This is a genomic window from Ulvibacterium sp., from assembly GCF_028285715.1.
Lineage (GTDB): Bacteria > Bacteroidota > Bacteroidia > Flavobacteriales > Flavobacteriaceae > Ulvibacterium.
Genome location: NZ_JANQOO010000003.1, coordinates 1 through 19834 on the forward strand (window position 1 = coordinate 1; position 19834 = coordinate 19834).

General features: G+C 41.9%; 20 protein-coding genes. 10 read left to right on the plus strand and 10 right to left on the minus strand.

Translation table 11 applies throughout. From position 1 onward, the window contains the following. From Q0993_RS00010 to Q0993_RS00045, 8 genes are all read left to right on the plus strand, one after another. Positions 1 to 1929: hypothetical protein (locus Q0993_RS00010; RefSeq protein WP_299528456.1), on the plus strand; the 1929-nt coding region annotated here is incomplete at its 5' end. A 61-nt stretch (positions 1930 to 1990) separates the two neighbouring features. Beyond that, positions 1991 to 3961, plus strand: coding sequence for a gliding motility-associated C-terminal domain-containing protein (locus tag Q0993_RS00015; protein ID WP_299528459.1), 1971 nt, complete (start codon positions 1991 to 1993; stop codon positions 3959 to 3961). A 53-nt stretch (positions 3962 to 4014) separates the two neighbouring features. After that, complete coding sequence (locus tag Q0993_RS00020) at positions 4015 to 4917, plus strand: type IX secretion system membrane protein PorP/SprF (protein WP_299528874.1); 903 nt, start codon at positions 4015 to 4017, stop codon at positions 4915 to 4917. A 95-nt stretch (positions 4918 to 5012) separates the two neighbouring features. Then, positions 5013 to 5540: an isopentenyl-diphosphate Delta-isomerase gene (gene idi, locus Q0993_RS00025; RefSeq protein ID WP_299528462.1), complete on the plus strand. Its 528-nt coding sequence runs from the start codon at positions 5013 to 5015 to the stop codon at positions 5538 to 5540. A 2-nt stretch (positions 5541 to 5542) separates the two neighbouring features. Then, positions 5543 to 5950: a 6-carboxytetrahydropterin synthase gene (locus Q0993_RS00030; RefSeq protein WP_299528465.1), complete on the plus strand. Its 408-nt coding sequence runs from the start codon at positions 5543 to 5545 to the stop codon at positions 5948 to 5950. Between the two features lie 2 nt (positions 5951 to 5952). After that, the gene (locus Q0993_RS00035; protein WP_299528468.1) at positions 5953 to 6414 is read left to right on the plus strand and encodes a peroxiredoxin; all 462 of its coding nucleotides are present in this window, start codon (positions 5953 to 5955) and stop codon (positions 6412 to 6414) included. Then, positions 6411 to 7379 carry a type I phosphomannose isomerase catalytic subunit gene (locus Q0993_RS00040; RefSeq protein ID WP_299528471.1) on the plus strand — a complete coding sequence of 323 codons (969 nt, stop codon included), beginning with the start codon at positions 6411 to 6413 and terminating at the stop codon, positions 7377 to 7379. Before Q0993_RS00035 ends, Q0993_RS00040 begins: the two co-directional genes overlap by 4 nt. Positions 7380 to 7419: 40 nt before the next feature. Further along, complete coding sequence (locus Q0993_RS00045) at positions 7420 to 7692, plus strand: hypothetical protein (protein ID WP_299528474.1); 273 nt, start codon at positions 7420 to 7422, stop codon at positions 7690 to 7692. 8 nt (positions 7693 to 7700) lie between these two features. Here the strand turns inward: Q0993_RS00045 and Q0993_RS00050 are convergent, their stop codons facing one another. The 4 genes from Q0993_RS00050 to Q0993_RS00065 form a co-directional block, all read right to left on the minus strand. Further along, complete coding sequence (locus Q0993_RS00050) at positions 7701 to 8411, minus strand: DUF4369 domain-containing protein (RefSeq protein ID WP_299528477.1); 711 nt, start codon at positions 8409 to 8411, stop codon at positions 7701 to 7703. A 44-nt stretch (positions 8412 to 8455) separates the two neighbouring features. Further along, positions 8456 to 9718: a DUF819 family protein gene (locus Q0993_RS00055; protein ID WP_299528480.1), complete on the minus strand. Its 1263-nt coding sequence runs from the start codon at positions 9716 to 9718 to the stop codon at positions 8456 to 8458. Positions 9719 to 9862: 144 nt separating this feature from the next. Beyond that, positions 9863 to 12061, minus strand: a complete 2199-nt coding sequence (locus tag Q0993_RS00060) for a DUF5916 domain-containing protein (RefSeq protein ID WP_299528483.1) — start codon at positions 12059 to 12061, stop codon at positions 9863 to 9865. 259 nt (positions 12062 to 12320) lie between these two features. Next, on the minus strand, positions 12321 to 14576 hold the full coding sequence (locus Q0993_RS00065) for a transglycosylase domain-containing protein (protein ID WP_367279571.1): 2256 nt from the start codon (positions 14574 to 14576) through the stop codon (positions 12321 to 12323). 107 nt (positions 14577 to 14683) lie between these two features. Here Q0993_RS00065 and Q0993_RS00070 point away from each other — a divergent pair, with 107 nt between their 5' ends. Then, positions 14684 to 15454 carry a S1/P1 nuclease gene (locus tag Q0993_RS00070; protein WP_299528489.1) on the plus strand — a complete coding sequence of 257 codons (771 nt, stop codon included), beginning with the start codon at positions 14684 to 14686 and terminating at the stop codon, positions 15452 to 15454. 37 nt (positions 15455 to 15491) lie between these two features. On the opposite strand, the gene Q0993_RS00075 is transcribed toward Q0993_RS00070, so the two are convergent. The 3 genes from Q0993_RS00075 to Q0993_RS00085 form a co-directional block, all read right to left on the minus strand. Further along, on the minus strand, positions 15492 to 15779 hold the full coding sequence (locus tag Q0993_RS00075; RefSeq protein ID WP_299528492.1) for a TIGR03643 family protein: 288 nt from the start codon (positions 15777 to 15779) through the stop codon (positions 15492 to 15494). 211 nt (positions 15780 to 15990) lie between these two features. Further along, positions 15991 to 16590 carry an alpha-ketoglutarate-dependent dioxygenase AlkB gene (locus tag Q0993_RS00080; RefSeq protein ID WP_299528494.1) on the minus strand — a complete coding sequence of 200 codons (600 nt, stop codon included), beginning with the start codon at positions 16588 to 16590 and terminating at the stop codon, positions 15991 to 15993. Further along, the gene (locus Q0993_RS00085) at positions 16590 to 17462 is read right to left on the minus strand and encodes an AraC family transcriptional regulator (protein ID WP_299528877.1); all 873 of its coding nucleotides are present in this window, start codon (positions 17460 to 17462) and stop codon (positions 16590 to 16592) included. Before Q0993_RS00085 ends, Q0993_RS00080 begins: the two co-directional genes overlap by 1 nt. A 215-nt stretch (positions 17463 to 17677) precedes the next feature. On the opposite strand from Q0993_RS00085, the gene Q0993_RS00090 reads away from it, so the two are divergent. After that, positions 17678 to 18262 carry a hypothetical protein gene (locus tag Q0993_RS00090; RefSeq protein ID WP_299528497.1) on the plus strand — a complete coding sequence of 195 codons (585 nt, stop codon included), beginning with the start codon at positions 17678 to 17680 and terminating at the stop codon, positions 18260 to 18262. Between the two features lie 63 nt (positions 18263 to 18325). Here Q0993_RS00090 and Q0993_RS00095 read toward each other — a convergent pair whose 3' ends face one another. From Q0993_RS00095 to Q0993_RS00105, 3 genes are all read right to left on the minus strand, one after another. Then, positions 18326 to 18658 (minus strand): hypothetical protein, encoded by a 333-nt coding sequence (locus tag Q0993_RS00095; protein WP_299528880.1) that lies wholly within the window; start codon positions 18656 to 18658, stop codon positions 18326 to 18328. Positions 18659 to 18690: 32 nt separating this feature from the next. Next, positions 18691 to 19323: an MOSC domain-containing protein gene (locus tag Q0993_RS00100; protein ID WP_299528500.1), complete on the minus strand. Its 633-nt coding sequence runs from the start codon at positions 19321 to 19323 to the stop codon at positions 18691 to 18693. Between the two features lie 69 nt (positions 19324 to 19392). Beyond that, entirely contained in the window at positions 19393 to 19746 is a 354-nt protein-coding gene (locus Q0993_RS00105) for a DUF6249 domain-containing protein (RefSeq protein WP_299528503.1), read from the minus strand. Positions 19747 to 19834: the final 88 nt, after the last annotated feature.

Sequence of the window (19834 nt, forward strand, 5' to 3'; positions counted from 1 at the left end):
GGTACCCCTGCCAATTCCCTTTTCGAGGACGTAGGGCTTGATGTTGACGTGACCGCATTGTCCGGTGATGGCAGTATCACTTCACCGAATAGCACCATAACGCTAACAGGCACACCGGCGAACTCCTTGTTGGAGAATGTAGGACTTGATGTGGACGTGACCGCGTTATCCGGTGACGGCAGTATCACTTCCCCAAATAGCACCATAACATTAACGGGAACACCTGCCAACTCCTTGTTGGAGAATGTAGGATTGGATGTGGACGTGACGGCACTGACGGGCGACGGATCTATCACTTCCCCTAACGGAACGGTTACCTTGGGCGGTACGCCGGCCAATTCATTGTTGGAGAACGTTACCTTGGACGTGAACGAATCCGCCTTGACCGATGGTAGCATCACCTCTCCGAACAGCACGATAACCCTTACCGGTACCCCTGCGAATTCCCTCTTTGAGGATGTAGGATTGGACGTTGACGTGACCGCATTGTCCGGTGACGGCAGTATCACTTCACCGAATAGCACCATAACACTAACAGGCACTCCGGCGAACTCCTTATTGGAAGATGTAGGCCTCGATGTAGATGTGACCGCATTATCGGGAGATGGTAGTATTACCTCGCCCAACGGTACGGTGACCTTGGGCGGTACTCCGGCCAACTCATTGTTGGAGGATGTCACCCTTGATGTGGACGTCAGCGCATTGTCCGGTGACGGCAGTATCACATCCCCAAATAGCACCATAACGCTAACAGGCACCCCGGCAAACTCCTTGTTGGAGAATGTAGGACTTGATGTGGACGTTACGGCACTGACGGGCGACGGATCGATTACCTCACCTAACGGTACGGTGACCTTGGGCGGTACTCCGGCCAACTCATTGTTGGAGAACGTTACCTTGGACGTAAACGAATCCGCCTTGGCCGATGGCAGTGTGACCTCCCCGAACAGCACCATAACCCTTACGGGTACCCCTGCCAATTCCCTCTTCGAGGACGTAGGACTTGACGTTGATGTGACCGCACTTACAGGAGATGGGTCGATAACTTCCCCAAATAGCACCATAACATTAACAGGCACCCCGGCGAACTCCTTGTTGGAGAACGTAGGCCTCGATGTGGACGTGACGGCACTGACGGGCGACGGATCTATCACTTCCCCTAACGGTACGGTGACCTTGGGCGGTACGCCGGCCAACTCATTGTTGGAGGATGTCACCCTTGATGTGGACGAATCCGCCTTGGCCGATGGTAGCGTCACCTCCCCGAACAGCACGATAACCCTTACCGGTACCCCTGCCAATTCCCTCTTCGAGGACGTAGGACTTGACGTTGATGTGACCGCATTATCGGGAGACGGTAGTATTACTTCCCCAAACGGTACCATTACCCTAACTGGTACTCCTGCAAACTCATTATTGGAAAATGTTGGTCTTCAGGTAAATATTTCATCCGATACTGATAACGATTTGGGAATAGGTACGGACAATGGTCTATTTATAAATGAAACAGATGACCAAGTTGCTTCCGAGGTTGACTCGGACACCCCGGTCGATGTTGATGGAGATGGAAATACGGAGACGACAGTTGAGGATGTTATCCAAGATATAGCTCCGATCACATCAAAGGCTGCACGTATATTCTATCCACCGTCTATTGCAATAGATGCATCAGCTTTAGCCAACAACGTCACTATTAATCTGTATGATGAATATATAAATCAATTTGGAACACCAACCATGGCGAGTGCAGGAGCCCCGGCAGCCGTACCGACCTATGCAAATACGGAACTGTATTATTATGTGACCTATGCCGATCCGGCCGTTCTAAATATAGATAGTATTAGCGCCACTGGAGTAATGCAATATGATGTAGTAGGAACGCCACCGGATTATAATAGTCTTATAAATGTGGTCTTCGTAGTTCGATAAACCAAAAACTGCATTAATCGATTTGATACGCCCCTGCACATACAAGATTATTTTCCTCGGTATGATTTTTACCCTATTGGGAATGGGTGTATCCCATGCGCAGTTTTTGTTGCAAGCACCCAATAGTACCGATGAAAGTAACTATAGATGGTATGAGGCATCGGACACCAGTACGGTTCTAGGAACTGATTTCTTTTATGAAACTTCAACACCTGGGGTCTATTTTGCAACTTATGACGGTACGCTTTGTGGTTCCAATGCTACAGGGTATTTTATTCTAACGGATTGTACGGCACCAGATAATCAAGTTACGCTGGATATTTCCGCTAACGTAAGCGGTAGTGCAACGGTAAGTTGGTCGCCGGCCGTATCCGGAGATCCCTTGATGCCGGTAGTCACCGCTACCACTTCGGTGACTCGTTATACAGCAACACTGAACAAGGCGGGCAACTCCATTGCTTTACCCAATTTTACAGTAGTTTGCTTGCAACAGGCAGCTACTTTGGTAGATGATTTGGTTACTACCAATGAGGATGAATCTGTCATCGTGGATATCTATGCCAATGATTCCGATTTACCAACAGCGGGAAATTTGACTACCACAAATCCCGCGAATGGTACGGTGAATATTGATACAAATGGGACACCAAATGATCCAACGGATGATATTCTAACCTACATACCGGATCCAGATTACAATGGACCGGATTCTTTTGATTACACCGTTTGCAACACAACTGGAGATTGCAGTACAGCCACGGTAACTGTTGATGTATTGCCCATTTTGGACGTTTTTGATGACTCCATTGCAACTACGGAGGACACTGCCATAGATATTGATATCCTGGCCAATGATAATGATTTGCCAACAATAGGAACCTTGACCCTTACAAATCCCACGGATGGGATTGCGACCATTAATGATAATGCTACACCCAACAATCCTTCCGATGACAACGTTAGCTATATACCAAATGCTGGTTTTATAGGAACGGACACGTTTACGTATACCCTTTGCGATAATTCTGGCAATTGCGATACCGCCACCATTACTGTGGTAGTCAATCCTATGGGAGTTGATTTGGATAGTGATGACGATGGGATAGTAGATAGTTTTGAGGATTTGAATCTCGATGCGGATAACGACCCGTCCACGGACCCCACAGATTCGGACGGCGACGGATTCCCGGATTATCTGGATATCGATAGTGATAATGACGGTATTCCGGATAATGTAGAGGCACAAACAACTTCTGGCTATATTCCACCAAGTGGTACGGATACCAATGATAATGGGCTAGACGACGCATATGAAAGTGGTTCCCTAGGAATATTTCCAGTTGATACGGACGGAGACCTTCTTCCAGATTACCTAGACGAGGATAGTGATGATGATAATGTGCCGGATAATATAGAGGGACATGATTACAATCAAGATGGAGTGCCAGATGTAACATTAATTGGTTCAGATAAGGACGACGATGGCCTGGACGATGGCTATGAAGGTACTACTGCCATTGATTTGGACGTGAACGACGAAATTGATGATCCTTACAACGATTTACCGAATACCGACGGCGATGATGAACCCGATTATAGGGATACGGATGACGACGGAGATGCTTTACGAACTGTAGAGGAGGATATGAACGGAGACGGCAACTATGCCAATGATGATTCTGATGGTGATGGTACCCCAGATTATCTTGAACCTAACCGTGAGGATGATGAAGTGGAGGTGTTTAATGTAGTTACCCCTAACGGAGATGGCGTACACGATGTTCTTCAAATTAGTGGCTTGGAGAATTTCCCCAACAACACGATTAGAATCTATAACCGATGGGGAGTACAGGTCTATTCCACAAATAGCTACAATACCCAAGGAAATGTTTTTGACGGTACGTCACAAGGGAGGGTCACCGTTGATGTAGACAATAAATTACCTGTAGGAACGTATTTCTATATACTGGACTATGAGGATGATAACGGAAACCAGCAATCGCTTTCGGGCTATATATACATAAATAGATAAAGATGCTAAAATTCGCCCAACATACAATTTCGATCAGATGGATAGTTTTTCCTATGCTCATTTTGGTTTTGTTGATCGCGAATTCGATGTATTCACAGCAAGATGCCCAATATACCCAATATATGTATAACACGGTGAGCGTAAATCCCGGGTATGCAGGATCAAGGGGGCATATTAGTGTTGCGGCGCTACACCGGTCACAATGGGTTGGCTTGGATGGTGCTCCCAAGACCCAAACCTTCAACATTCACTCTCCTATTGGATATCGGGGGGTTGGAATGGGACTTTCCATAGTCAACGATCAAATAGGCCCCACTTCGGAGACAAACTTTGACGTAGACTTTTCGTATACCATTTATACATCCGTTGAAGGCAGGTTAAGCTTTGGACTAAAAGCCGGTGCCAATCTTTTGGACGTTCGTTTTTCCGAACTCAATCAATTTGCTCCAGATCAGACTTTACAACAAAATATAGATAATCGGCTTAGCCCGAATATCGGAGCTGGGGTCTATTATCATACCAATAGATTTTATGCAGGATTGTCCGTTCCCAGATTTTTGGAAACCTCCCATTTTGATGAGTCCTCCCTTTCAACAGCTAAGGAACAGATGAACTTCTATTTTATAACGGGCTATGTATGGGATGTAAACCCATTTTTAAAGTTTAAGCCAGCATTACTGACCAAAGTGACCCAGGGGGCACCACTGCAAGTTGATATCTCCGCCAACTTCATGATGAGCGAAAAGTTTATTCTTGGAGGTGCATATCGATGGGATGCGGCCTTTAGTGGAATGGCGGGATTTCAAATATCCAATAAATTTCTTATAGGCATCGCCTATGACAAGGAGACCACGGAATTGGGTAGCGCAAGGTTCAATGATGGCTCGTTTGAGGTAATACTTCGATACGATTTTATAACTACCAAAGGCAACTTAAAATCGCCAAGGTTCTTCTAAAGAAGAAGCCAATTCATATTAATTCAAATTCTTTCATCAATATTTTTTATAAGCGCCTTGACCCTAAAGTTGGCCAAAGGTCTTATTTTTACGATATGAAGGAAGAAGAGGTTATCTTAGTGAACGATCAAGATGAGCAGATAGGGACCATGCCTAAGATGGAAGCTCATGAAAAGGCCAAACTTCATAGGGCCTTTTCTATTTTCATTATGAATGACGACGGCGAGACCATGCTTCAACAACGTGCTGCCAATAAATATCATTCACCTTTATTGTGGACCAATACGTGTTGTAGCCACCAGCGCGTAGGTGAAACCAATACTCAAGCCGGAAAGCGTAGATTATTTGAAGAAATGGGCTTTGAAACGGAGTTGAAGGAACTTTTTTCATTCAAGTACAAGGCACCATTTGACAATGGTCTTACAGAGCATGAATTGGATCATGTAATGATGGGCAATTACAATGATGTTCCAATTATCAACACGGAGGAAGTAGCGGATTGGAAATGGATGAAACCGGAATTGATCAAAAGGGATATCATGAATAACCCTCATCGTTATACGGTTTGGTTCAAGATTATTTTCGAGAGGTTTTATGAATATATCATCCGTGAAGATTCATAGAAATGGAGGTTAAAGTCAGTAGAAGGGCTCATTTTAATGCAGCGCACAGATTATTTCGCCAAGATTGGACAGAACAAAAGAACGATACGGTATTCGGAAAATGCAACAATCCGGAGTACCATGGGCATAACTATGAATTAATAGTGAGTGTTACCGGAGAAATAGATAAGGAAACGGGTTTCGTGATGGATATGAAGGTCTTAAAAGAGCTGATACGGGAAAAAGTGGAAAACGCCCTTGATCATAAAAACCTGAATACCCAGGTCCCCGAATTTAAGCATCTAAACCCAACTGCAGAGAACATCGCCGTGGTTATTTGGAATAGACTTAGGCCTCATATTGATCATAACAAAAGACTGGAGATTGTCTTGTATGAGACTCCTCGCAATTTTGTAACCTATTCCGGTTGATTATGGGATTAAAAGTTGGAGACACCGTTCCGGACTTTTCACTGCCGGACCAAGAGGGAAAGACCTTCCATGTTAAGGATGTCTTAGGAAAGAAGACATTGGTCATTTATTTTTATCCTAAGGATAATACCCCCGGATGTATCGCAGAAGCTTGTTCTTTTAGAGACAGTTATGAACAGTTTGCCCAATTGGGGGCGGAGGTTATTGGAATAAGCTCGGACTCCGAAAAAATGCACCGTAAATTTGCATCAAAATATCGATTGCCATTTGTGCTATTGGCGGATACCCAAAAAAAGGTAAAACGACTTTTTAAGGTAGAAGACAATTTTTTTGGTATGCTCCCGGGAAGGGAAACCTATGTAGTGAACAAAGAAGGAAAAATTATCCTGGTTTTTAATAGTGTCAATGCATCAAGACATATGCAAAAGGCCTTAAAAGCCCTAAAAGCGGAAAGTAACGAATGAAATTCTATCCCTTAAAATTTGAGCCCATATTAAAGGAGAGGCTTTGGGGCGGTACCCGATTGAAAAAGGTATTGGAAAAATCCATACCAAATGATATTACTGGTGAAAGCTGGGAGCTATCCGGGGTTTCCGGTGATGTTTCGAAAGTTGCCCAAGGCAAATTGGCGGGTATCTCCCTACAGCAATTAATGGACAAACACCCTGTGGAATTACTTGGAGAAAGTGTTTTCGAGCGTTTTGGAAAGGAGTTTCCCATTCTTATAAAGTTTATTGATGCCCAACAAGACCTTTCAATACAATTGCATCCCAATGATGACTTGGCGAAAAAACGCCATAACTCCTTTGGAAAGACCGAAATGTGGTATGTTATGGATGCAGAAAAGGATGCCAGCCTTATTGTGGGGTTCAATCGAAATGTTACCAAGGAAGAATACATGGGTAGCCTTGAAAACAATACACTTTTGGAGTTGTTGAATTATGAAAAGGTTTCAGAGGGAGATACTTTTTTTATCAATACCGGAAAGATTCATGCTATCGGTGCAGGGGTATTGTTGGCGGAAATACAACAGACTTCGGATATTACCTATCGTGTATTCGATTTTAATCGGAAGGACAAAAACGGAAATCTACGGGAGCTACATACAGATTTGGCCTTGGATGCCATAGATTATGAAAAAAGGGACGATTTTAAAGTGGTTTACCCAACGGCGAAGGATACGATAAACCCTATGGTGGATTGTCCTTATTTTAAGACCAATTTTATCAACCTTTCCAAGAATATGGAGGAGGATTTATCCTTAAGGGATTCCTTTACCATCTACATGTGCGTGGATGGCTCGGTAGATATTGAGAACGAATTTGGTTCTACTTTGGTTAAAAAAGGAGAGACGGTCTTGATTGCGGCCAACTCTAATTTCGTTTCCCTAAGAACAAATGGCGTAAAACTTTTAGAGGTGACGATTTGACCAAATTCAAAAACCTTATTTTAGCAAAAAAGAATCTGAAATGGCAAGTATACGAGACTTAAAAAAGAACATCAACGATGTGTTGGGAGACATTATAGATGCAGTTTATATCGTTGAGGCCACAAACGGCAACAAAGTATCAAAAGAGGGTGAGAAGATTATTGATGATGCTATAGTGACTTTTGATGATTTGATCTCCAAGGTAAATCAGAAGAAAGTGGAAAACAGGAAGGCCCATCTTAAAAAGGTCCGGGATGATTTGGAGAAAAAGGCCACTGCCCTAGTAAAAAAGGTTAATGCTCTTGGGGAATAGATAAGTTGTCATTCCGTCTTTTTCAAATTGTCCAGATAATCCCTTAAGGCAATGCCATACTTGGCATTGGCCACCTCCGCAGCCAAAGAGCTGTAAATGGAATCCAAATACTTAATATTGGCATCTGCCACTTCGGTAAGTGCAATATACGGGGCGATATGTGAATCTTTATTGTTCAACGCAAAATTGAGTGCAAAGGCATAACCTCTTTGTATGTTTTTATCGCTTAATCTTTGAACGGAATCCATTTGCAGTGAATCCAAAGGGTTTTCGGTGTTGGCAGCCAACTGCATAAATTCAAGATTTTTTGAATTAAAACGCGACATTACTTTACGGTATTCCTCTAATTTTTTTTGGGTCTCGGAACCTTCAACCTTGGCGTTAATGTCAAAAGTGTTCCATGAAGTGGTGATGCTGATTTGGCCGGGTTCCCCAAAAAAAGTAATTCGGTCGTTAATGTCGTTGTTATCTTTTTTGTTCAAGTATAGATAGAAAATTTCTGGACTTTCGATGTTGGTCTTAAAACTAAAGTTTCCATCACCGTCCACCACAAGGGAATCGATGGTCACCAATGTTGAATCCGGAATATGCTGCAAGAATAACGTTCCTTTTTTTAAGCCTTTTACATTTCCTGTGACGACCATGGTATTTTCATTACCATCATCTCCGCAAGAAACCAATAGCAGAAATGTTGAAATAAAAAGTAATAAGTTTTTCATATCTGTTTTTTAACGGGGCAAATATCACTAAACTTTATTGAATTTTAAACCGCAGCGGCAATTTCCATAAGAAGCCCACAAATATAGGCTCCGGCAGTACCCACCACGTAACCCAATACGGCCAAAAGAATACCGACCGAGGTCAATGAAGGATGGAATTCGGCTGCGACAACGGGAGCCGATGCGGCTCCCCCAACATTGGCCTGGCTCCCAACCGCCAGAAAGAAATAAGGCGCTTTAATCAGTTTCGCCACTAGTATCAATAGTCCCGCGTGAATGGATATCCAAATGAGTCCGACTGCTATCAAACCGGGATTTTCCAAAAATCGGCTTAAATCCATTTTCATTCCTATGGTAGCGACCAAAATATAAATAAACATGCCTCCAACCTTACTCGCTCCGGCACCTTCAAAGTTTTTTGCCTTGGTGAAGGACAACCCGATTCCTACCATGGTCGAAAAAACGACCATCCACAGGAATTTGGACCCTAAAGAAGAAAGGGCCTTTTCCTTATTTCGGATAACTTCAAAATTATTCTCTAAAAACTCGGCAAAATGATGTCCAAGGAAGTGTGCTAAACTTACTGCGGTGAAGGCCAAGCATAACATAATGATATAGTCATATAGCGAAGTAATCCGGGTAATTTTTTCCGTATGGGCCGATACTTTTGCCTTTAGTGTTTCAATCGAAGAGTTGTCCGCTTTGAGCCATTTGTCTATGCGGTCGGATTTGCCAATCCCCAAAAGAATAATGGCCATCCAAATATTGGCCACAACAATATCTATCAGAACCATGTCCCCGAATTTCTTTGGATTGTACTGGAATACCTCTAACATGGCCGCTTGGTTGGCGCCCCCTCCGATCCAACTTCCGGCAATGGTGGTCAGTCCTCTCCATACGGCATCAAAATCGTTGCCACCTACCGTGTCCGGAGAAAATACGGATACGATGAGGATAGCGATAGGACCTCCAATGATAATACCTATGGTCCCTGTAAGGAACATAATCAGGGCCTTAGATCCTAGATTCAATATAGCCTTTAAATCGATACTAAGGGTCATAAGCACCAAGGCGGCCGGTAATAGATAGCGGCTGGCGATGTAATACAGATTGGAACTTTCCTCCGAAATAATTCCCAAACTGGTTAAAACCGCCGGTAGCATGTAACACATCAGCAAGGTGGGAATCACTGTGTAGAACTTTTTCCAAAAGCCTTTTTTTAGGGAAGAGGTATAAAAGACAAAGCCCAAACATAGGCATAACAGTCCAAACGTAACGGTATCTTCGGTCAAGGGTAGTTGGTTCATTTTAGGACCTTTTAGGACAACATGGCCAAATATAATTAAATCAAGTTCAAATACAAGAACATAGCCAGGTTGAGGTGCCATAGGTTTAAATTTCCTCAACGATGTTTTAAGGAACGGCCATTGACCTATGTTTCTTCATCTTCGTTAGATGTTGAGCCAATAGGTAAATTTTAAATTTATAGACCGAAACCTAGGTGAGAATCGGTCTACAAAATAATTGTCGTTGTAAACCAGGAATAGATCTGATAGGGGAGCAAACCGCCATTGTAATCTTGAGTTGATACCCAGATTATCCCTTTGGTTGCTATATTGGAATATGGTAGACCAGAAAATGGACTTGTTGAAGGTAACGTTGACTGTAGGGCTCACCAACCATAAATCCGCACTTGGAAAGGGATTGGGAAGGGTTATTTTATCATAGTTAATATTTAAGCCCAATCGTACCTTGGGTTGTAATCGTAGAGTAGCTTCACCTTCAATCGAAAAACGGTCCCCATTAAAAAAACGGCCTATGGCGGCCTCTCCTTCAAATGCGAGCACATTGGCTTGGTTAGACTCATATCCTAAAAAGACCGAGTTAAAATGATACCCCTGATTTTCCGGAAGCGGAATGCCACCTTCGGTACCCGTAGGGTCAAAACTATTCGCTAAAAAGATAAATTGGTTGGAAAATCCTATACCAAACTCCGAGAAGTTCCGGGTTTCAAAATTCCAGCTTGCCTGTAGTTCATGATCAGTTTTCATATAATCCAATCCAGGCCTCCAAGTAACGATTGGAAAAAACTCTATGGAATGATTGTTTATTGGGCCTTTTTTTGGCCAAAATACTTTTTCAAGGGAAGTGGCCCACTTTATAATGTCCTTCCTGGGCACAAAACCCAAATCCGACTCAAAATCCTCATCAATAAAGACGAAATCGGTAAAAACGTTGAAATATCTGGAATTTCGGCTTAAAAAAACACCCACGGAATAGTTGTCCTCGTCGTCCCCTGGTTGAAAGGATTTATGTGCATAGAATTTTCCGACCCAGGTATTGTCCTCTGAGGCTAAATTGTAGTCAATGCCCAAAACCCTGTTGTACTCCTCTTCCGGGGCAACAAAATCATAATCCTTGAATGTTTGCCTATTTATGAAGAACAATCCAAAATTGGAGCGGGCAAATACTTTTTTTTGCAAGGCGATCATCATGTTATTGTTCGAGGCAATCTCGGTATCCAAATTTTCATCCGTTTGGATATTTAAGACGCCCAATCGCCAATCCTCGTTCAATTTTCCACTTAACCTTACACCACCAATTATCCTGTTTTGCACGGAATTTCCGGAACTATCGGTAGCTATACCTATTCTACGGGAAAAGAAAGGATTGGCATCCCTACTCCCCCCAAAACTTCCAAAAAGGTCGTTGTTATCTACAAAAAACTGTCTTCGCTCCGGTAATGAGATTTCAAAACGCGTAAGATTGGTAAAGATATCATCCACCTCTACATTGGAAAAGTCGGGATTCAAGGTAAGGTCTAGATTTAAACCATTACCTATGGCCACCTTGGCATCCCCTCCAACTTTTAGGTTGGTCTCCGTGATATCCAAATCATAGTCTTTGTCCGCAATGGCATTAATATATGGGATAATGGCCAACGGCGTACGGGATTTGCCCAAAGGTTTTTCAAAAATCATATCGCCCATGAAGGCGAGATTAAAGATCAATTGATTTTGGGGAATTGGATACCATACACTGGTCTCATTCTTCTGCATATCGAAGCGATAACTTTGAAAACGCCATTTGGCAATCCCCTCGGGAAATTTAAAGGAGGTCAGTGGAATGGCCATCTCGGCGGTATAGTAGCCATCGTATTGCTTCGCTTCTCCCTTCCATTTCACATCCCAGGAAGTGGTAAAACCACTAGTGCCCTGTCCTCCATTGGAAATTAAGGCTTCCCGCCTTACCCCATAGGGGTTCATACCAAAAAGGAATGCATTGGTGCCATCGTTGAAGGTGTCGAAAAGCAGGCTGATGTTATCGTTGCCTCCCGCCCTATAATCACGTTCCAAAGAAGGAATAACATAGTTGTTGCCTGGAGTGTTTACCCTAATTCCCACATAAAGCGTGGTGGCACTGTAAATCATTTTTATGTCCGTTTGGTACTCGGCAAGAATGGAATCCGAAGGGAAATACTGTTGAAAATCATTGGCGCTTTCCGCCAGTTTCCAGGCTTCCTCATCGAGAACCCCATCGATTTTGAACGCGGTATCGACGTATTTTACAACGAAAGACTTTTTTTCGCTTTGTCCGAAAAGAGACGATAAACACAGAAAAAGAACAAGGGCAAGAACTGGTCTTGGCATTGGTAGTGGATTAGTCGGACACCAAATTTAAACGTTTATTACGTTAAAAAAATGCCAAACTTTTTAGGCTACTTACTTTCTTAAGCGGTTTTTTGGCCATGCTTCGATTCTTGATAAAACACATTAAGTTGGCTATTCTATTTCCCTCGAATCAAGTTTTTTAGCTTTTCAAATACCTTACAAAAGTTTGTACTATATGTTGCGGTAAGATGCCATTTTCCGCTTGCCTCCTTTTTATAAGAATACTATTTTTTTATTATTAGGGATTAGAGTTCCGATTCTTGAATCTTTTGGTTTTCTTCTTTTTTGGGTTTTTGAACAAACGTTTAAAAAATCCATCACGCTTTACGGGTTGGCAATCCAGTTTTTGGACGACTGTCTCGTCAGGCTTTTCAAATTTGGCATTGGTAATGGCGTTGAAAGAAGTATCTTGGTTCAATTTCTGAAACCAAAGAGCAAAAATGGGAAGGGCTGCGTTGGCTCCCTGACCAAGAGTAGTACTTTTAAAGCCGATTTCATGGTTGTCCAGACCAACCCACGTAACATGTACTAATTTTGGCGTTAACGCCACAAACCAAGCATCCTTATTGTTTTGTGTAGTCCCGGTCTTACCGGCCAAATGGTTTTTCAACGTATAGGTGGATCGTATGCGGGATGCCGTTCCTTTATCCACTGTAGATTTCATCATTTGGAGCATAATTTGTCGATTTTCTTCTGAAAAAGCCTGTTTTTTGGCAATTTTTGGTTCAAAAACCGTCAAAATGGAATCCTTTTGGTCGGTAATGGTTTGTATGAGATAAGGCTTTACAGGTCTACCGTCGTTTACATAGCTAGCATACGCCCCAGCCAGTTGATCAAGCCGTATTTCTCCTGTTCCCAATGCCAGGGAAGGCTTGTCGGGCAGTTTTGCCGTTATGCCCATCATCTTGGCCTGCTCAATGGTCTCAAGAATCCCCGTCTTCTCCAATATTTTTACGGCCACGGTATTGACTGAGTTGCTCAAAGCCTCTTCCATAGAGTAGTTAAGGTATGTCTCGTCCTTTTTACCGGAATTGCTCGGGGACCATCCTTCAAGATTTTTGTACGCCACTTCCTGTGCCGAAAAATAAGTGCAAGGGGCAATACCATTCTCCAGGGCGGCCGTATATAGAATAGGTTTAAAGGTAGAACCAACCTGTCGCTTACTTTGGGAAATATGGTCGTACTTAAAATATTTATAATTTATTCCTCCAATCCACGTTTTTACCGCTCCGTTCCCTGCATCAATCGTCAAGGACCCTGTGTTTAAAAACTTCATGTAGTGGGAAATACTATCCAAAACACTTGCCTCTATCATTTTTTTACCATCCCAGTCGGCCAGTTCCATTTTTCTTTTCTGGCGCAGGGAGTCCATAATTTCATTTTCCCCCCATCCGGAAGCCTTTAGTTTTTGATAAGTTTGTGTTTTGCGGACCAACTTCTCTATTAGCTTTTTATCCTGGATCCATGGGGCTTTGGAACCATAACTTTTTTCAAATTTCCGTTGTAATGATTTTACATGCTTCGACATAGTTTCCTCGGCCAACATCTGCATTGTATAATCCAAGGTGGTATAAATTTTAAGGCCGGATGTATAGATATTGTAGTCATTTCCTTTTTCCTTTTCGGCCGTGTTCCATTTTTGCAGTTGTTTACGTACTTCCTCTCTAAAATAGGGTGCTAGGCCCTGATTATGATCAAACTCCCTATAATCTAACTTCAAAGGAATTTTTGCAATACTGTCCCTTTCTTCTTCTGTTAGAAAACCATTACGGGTCATGGATTTCAAGACCAGATTTCGGCGGTTAAAACCTTTTTTAGGAAATATTCTGGGATTATAGCCATAGGTAGCCTTAAGCATTCCCACAAGGGTAGCGGCTTCCTCTATTTTTAAGTGTATGGCCCGTTTGTTAAAGAATTTCAGCGAGGCACTTTCAATGCCAAAAGTGTTATCTCCGAAAGAAACCGTATTCAAATAATGGGTAAGAATTTCCTGTTTGGAATATATATCCTCCAAGCGGGAAGCAATGATCATTTCTTTGATTTTGTGTATAATGATATAAACGGGTTTACGCCTTTTTCTCGGAAAGAGGTTTTTGGCCAATTGCTGGGTCAAGGTGCTTCCACCTCCCGAGGATTGATCCTGCATTAGAACTGTCTTGAAGGCCACCCGGAACAAACTGGGATAATCGATTCCCGAATGGCTGAAAAACCTTTCATCCTCTATGGCAATTAAGGCATCCAAGAGATGCCGGGGAAAGCTTTCGTAGGGAATAGGTTGTCTATCGTACAGATAGTATTTGCCAATCAGTACACTGTCCGCCGTATATACCTCTGAAGCCTTTTGGTATTGTAAATGGGATAGCTGTTTATTTGAGGGCAATCTGCCCCAAGCCCCAAAATAAATGCTGAGGACAAAAACTATTAGGGCTACGGTCAAGGAACAAATCGCTATAAGCCCATATCTTAGATAAGGCGATTTGATTCTTTTAAACAACAATAGAACCAATTTTGTATTGCAATATCAAATTAAAAAAAGGAAACGGCCTAGTTTTTAACAATACCTTACAACGGTTTCTCTATTTTTGGTGCAAAGTAGAATGTATGAAAAGGCTTGTTCTGTTTTTTCTTTTAACCGTACAATTTTCGTTCGCAGGAATGCCATTTTGGTCCAAGACCGGGCACAGGGTCATTGGAGAAGTAGCTCAACAACATCTAAACAGGAAGGCCAAAAAGACCATTGCCCGATTGTTAAACGGCCAAAGTTTGGCGGCTGTGTCCAACTTTGCGGATGAAATTAAGGCAGACACCAACTTCAGAAAGTTCAATGCTTGGCACTACGTGAATTATCCGCGGGACAAAATGTACTCCGATGTGGAACCAAGTCCTTATAGCAATGTTATCATAGGTATTGAAAAATGCAAACAGGTTATCAAGAACAAAAACAGTTCGATAACGGATAAGGCTTTTTATCTAAAGATGTTGATTCACCTTGTGGGTGATCTTCATCAGCCTATGCACGTAGGTCGTCTAGAGGACAGGGGCGGAAATGACATTCAGGTACAATGGTTTAATAGGAACAGTAACTTACACAAGGTCTGGGATACCAATATGATAGAGGATTATGGAATGAGCTACACGGAACTGGCGGCCTCCTTACCCAAATTGAATAAAAAGCAACAAAAATCGATTCAGGCCGGGGATATTTATAAGTGGGTAGAGGAATCCCAAGATCTGGCGAACGAACTTTATAAATCCGTGGAGGTAGGGGAGAAGTTATACTATCGTTACGGATATAAGTGGTGGCCTACCGTGGAACGGCAATTACAGAAAGGAGGGTTGCGATTGGCCAAAATATTGAATGACCTGTTTTAGATGAATTGGGATCTATTTCCCGAGAGTTTTGAGATATTTAGCGCTTTGAGATCTTGTTCCCCGAAATAGGTCTTTGTCTGGATGATTTGAACCTTGATACATTTTCTGACCTTAGTCTAAAGTGCTTGGTCTTTCTACCCTGTACCCTTTTACGCCACATCTTGAAACTACTTGCTTTCATTTCCCTACGCATGAGGTCTATGACTTCTTGTTCCGATATCCCAAATTGAATCCGTATGGCTTCAAATGGTGTGCGGTCTTCCCATGCCATTTCTATGATTCTATCCAATTCTGGTTTTGAAAACACTTTTTTCGTCCTATTCACAAAGTTAAAGTTAGGGAACTAGGGTAAATTTTGGGAACAGTTGGACCAAAAAAATCGGGGATTGGTCGATTTGATATACCCTGGCACAAGATTTGGAGTTATTGTATCTGAAGTTAAGTGCGAGGAGATTGGCTAAATAACCCGAAAGTCAAAGGCAGTGCTTAGTTTTATAAAAGGGTCCTAAAAAATCGGTTTGGAGAAGACCGATTTTTTATTTTATGACCCTAAAGGTTAGGTTAATTCGCTCTCCAATGGGTCTTGCCGTCTTTGGAATTTGATGTAGCCAATGACCTTGTGTCTCACCGCCCATGATCAGTAAACTGCCGTGTTCCAGAAGTATTTTTTGTTTAAGGGTCTTATCCTTTTTATGTTTTAGGTGAAAAAAACGTTCTTGACCTAAGGTCAGGGAGGCTATTACTGGGTTGGTTCCTAATTCTTTCTCATCATCCGCATGCCAACCATTACTGTCCTTTCCATCCCTGTAAAGATTTAAAAGGCAAGTAGTAAACGTTACCTTTGCTTGGAGTTCAACTTTTTGCTTTATGTCCAGCATTTCGTTGCTAAAGGGTAAGGGTTTCATCGTGATGTTGGAATAGGAATAGGTTTTGTCATTGGTCCCATAAAGGGAAGTTAATCGAGGTTGGAGATATTCCTTTCCAAAAACTCTAATGGTATCCTGTTGCCAAGGCACTGTTCTTTTCAGAAGTTCAAAATAGATGTCGGCCTCATTTTTGCTCAGAAAGCACGGATAATAAACAATTTCACTATCCGGCAAGTCAAGTATAACTTCTTCCTGAAAAAAGGACGCCATTAGTTCAAGATTTTTTTCAGCTGATTTCTATATTCAGAAGGATTTTGTCCAGTAAAAGCCTTGAATTGTTTATTAAAATGTGAAAAATTGTTGAATCCGCTCTCAAAACATACATCCGTAATGCTCATCGGTTTTTCCGCCAAAAGCTTTGAAGCATGTACCAATCTGTATTCGTTAACGAACTGAACGAAGGTTTTGTTGGTAATTTTTTTAAAGTATCTGCAGAAGGAGGGCACCGTCATACTTACCAGATCTGCCATATCATCCAACGAAATTTCTTCCTTAAAATTGGCCTTTACATGGTTAAAGACCTTGTTGATGCGATCATTGTCCTTTACCTCGGTCTTCATTGAAAAGCCTTCGGCATTTAAAACCTTAAAGTCTTGGGAAATAGCAAGTTCGTTCAGGATATTCAAAATGGAAAGCAACCTTTGAAAATCACCTTGATACTCCAAGATTTCCATTTTTTCTCCGATTTTTCTTTTGGTCTTTCCCGAAAAAGCGATGCCTCCCTGAGCAATTTCAAAGAGACTTTGAATTTTTTTCATTTCCGGTATATTGAAAAAGTCGTTTCCTAAAAAATCGGCTTTCATCTGTATTACGGTCTCGCTTTCATTTCCGGTCAATGCGTTGGTAAATCCACAATGAGGCAAATTACTTCCTATAAGTATAAGGTCCCCATTACCGTAATAGGATACATGGCTACCTATCTGTCGTTTTCCAGAGCCGCCATTCACGTAGACGAGTTCGATTTCCGGATGGTAATGCCAGGAATTGTTTTTATTGTTCTTTTGCGAATCGAATTTTTGATACGTGAAAGAGTGCCCAAAGTTGGGTTCTATAGCTTCAAAAGCAGGTCTTAGGGATGTCATTTCGTTCTTCATAACAAAACTAAAATTACGTCGGGTCTTATGAAGAAGACTATGCAAAATTACCCAAAATATATGCAATATTACCTGTTAACAATTTTTTAACCTATTCACAGGTTAAAATAGCATAGAAATAAGAAAATCGAGCGGTAGTATAGGCAGAGATACGGCGGTAAGTTTGCCCTGTAAATTATTTAGTAACCCTAAAACAAAATGTTATGAAGACGATTCTAAAATTTACAACAATTATTGCCCTATTGCTAGTAGCAACTACAGCTGTGGCAAAAGAACCGAAACTTAGAGTTATCAACAAGGCGAATGACAAAGCCCTTGTTTTTGAATGGGACACCCAGGAAGAGGACACCTATATTAAGATTGTCGATGCCGACGGTAACGTTATCTATTCCGAGGATATTTTGGATACCAAGGTGTATACCAAGAAATTCGATTTAAAAAACTTGGAGGAAGGGGATTACCTATTGGAAGCTGAAAATGCCTTGAAAAAAATCACTTATACCATAAATGTCAATGACAAGGTTGGTGTCGCAAAAAGAAAGGAAAAGGTTAAACCTGTGTTCAGAAAAGTAGATGATATGGTTTACTTGAACCTTTTGAACTTAGAAGGCAAAAAAGTCGAAATTAAGGTGGTGGACAGTGATAACCGAATGGTTTTTAAGGAAACCCTTGATAATGACACACTTGTTGAAAAAGCGTTTAACTTCAAAAATGCCTATTCCGGTAATTATACCGTAATCGTAAGGGATAACAGTTCGGTTCATTATGAAGACATTGTTGTTAACTAAATTAGTTTAAGTTGAGTTGATTTTTTGGCCCTGAAGGTTCTCGATCCTTCGGGGCCTTTTCATTTAAAAGGGTAAGTAGAGGTAAGCCCAATACATTAACGCAAACTGCAAGGGAATTCGCCAAATCAACATCCACTGGGGAAGGCCCATGGAAGCCTTTTTGTTAAATAGCATATGAAAATGTACCGGCAAAAAAAATGTGAGCATTCCTATAATACCGTAAATGGCCAAATCTTTAGTTTCGGTAAAACATAATGCAATCCCCAGAATAATCTCCGCCAATCCGCTCAGCGTAACCAGAATTTTATGACCGGGCAGATAAGCGGGCAAAATTTGCCGATACATTTTGGGCTTTATGAAATGCATTAGGCCAGCCACCACATAAACAGTGGCCATAAGGTAAAGATGCCAAGGATAGGATGCCCCCACTACAAGTATTTTTTTAGCCGTTCCCTTTTACGTTCAGGCAAGGCGGTATTTGCTATTGCCAGTTGTAAAATATCGGGATCTTTCTTTCGCTCAAAAAGAAAGTTAAAAAATTGTTTAACAGTAAGAGGATTTTCAGAAGTTCGTTCCAATTGCAATATGTCACCAGTCTTTACTTGTCCTTCCTCCAAAATCCGTACATACATACCAGAAAAACCATGGTCTATAAACTGCCGCAATATGTCCTGATTACCGAAACGGACTCCTAATTTATAACAAGGTTCCCGAGGTTGCGAGACTTGTACCAAGGCCGTACCTACCTGAAAGATGTCACCGATACGGATTTGAGTCTCATCCAGCCCTGCTACGGTAAGATTTTCTCCAAACATTCCCCAATCCCATGTCAAGTCCGGATATAGTTCTTTCCAATAGGGATATTGATCTTTGGAAAAGAGATAGCATGCCTTATGAACACCACCATGTACCTTGCGATTTGAAATCGTATCCTTGGCAACAGATTCCTTTTCCAAGAGCAAAGGTTCGGAGACCGGATATTTGTAAATGCCTGTTTGTTCCTTTTTGTCGTTCCAAATAATGGTAGTTGGCCGGCCGATATTGGTAGAAGTAATATGCATTCCCTAAAAGTAAAAAACCATCGCGGTTCTGCGATGGTTTTGGTCACGTTTTAACAAAATAGAGATTTCCTAATCCTCTTTATCCATTTTCTTGGTTAAGAAGAAGCCTACTAAGAGCCCAGTACCTGCCATAAGGAAGATACATCCTGGCATGGCAATCTCCCAGTCCACATTAAGATTGGTGGCCAAAATGCCACCGATTACAATCCCGGCTCCAATACCCATAAGTAAAAGGGCAATGTTTAAAATGAGTATTTTCCAGACCGCTGATGGCCTTTCCCTTTTTCCCTTTACAAAGATGCTGGCATCCGCCCCTTTTTCAATGAGGGCTAGGCGTTCCTTGTTACGGGTGGAATAATGAAGGTAGGTGATCGCGAAAACCACCAAAAAAAAACTAACGGGTATTAAAATTGCTGCTGCCATTTGATTTGTTTTTAGTTTACCCGATGTCGGGTAGTTCGATTCATAAATTAAACTTGTTTGTCCCATAGGACGGTCACAACTTTTTTAA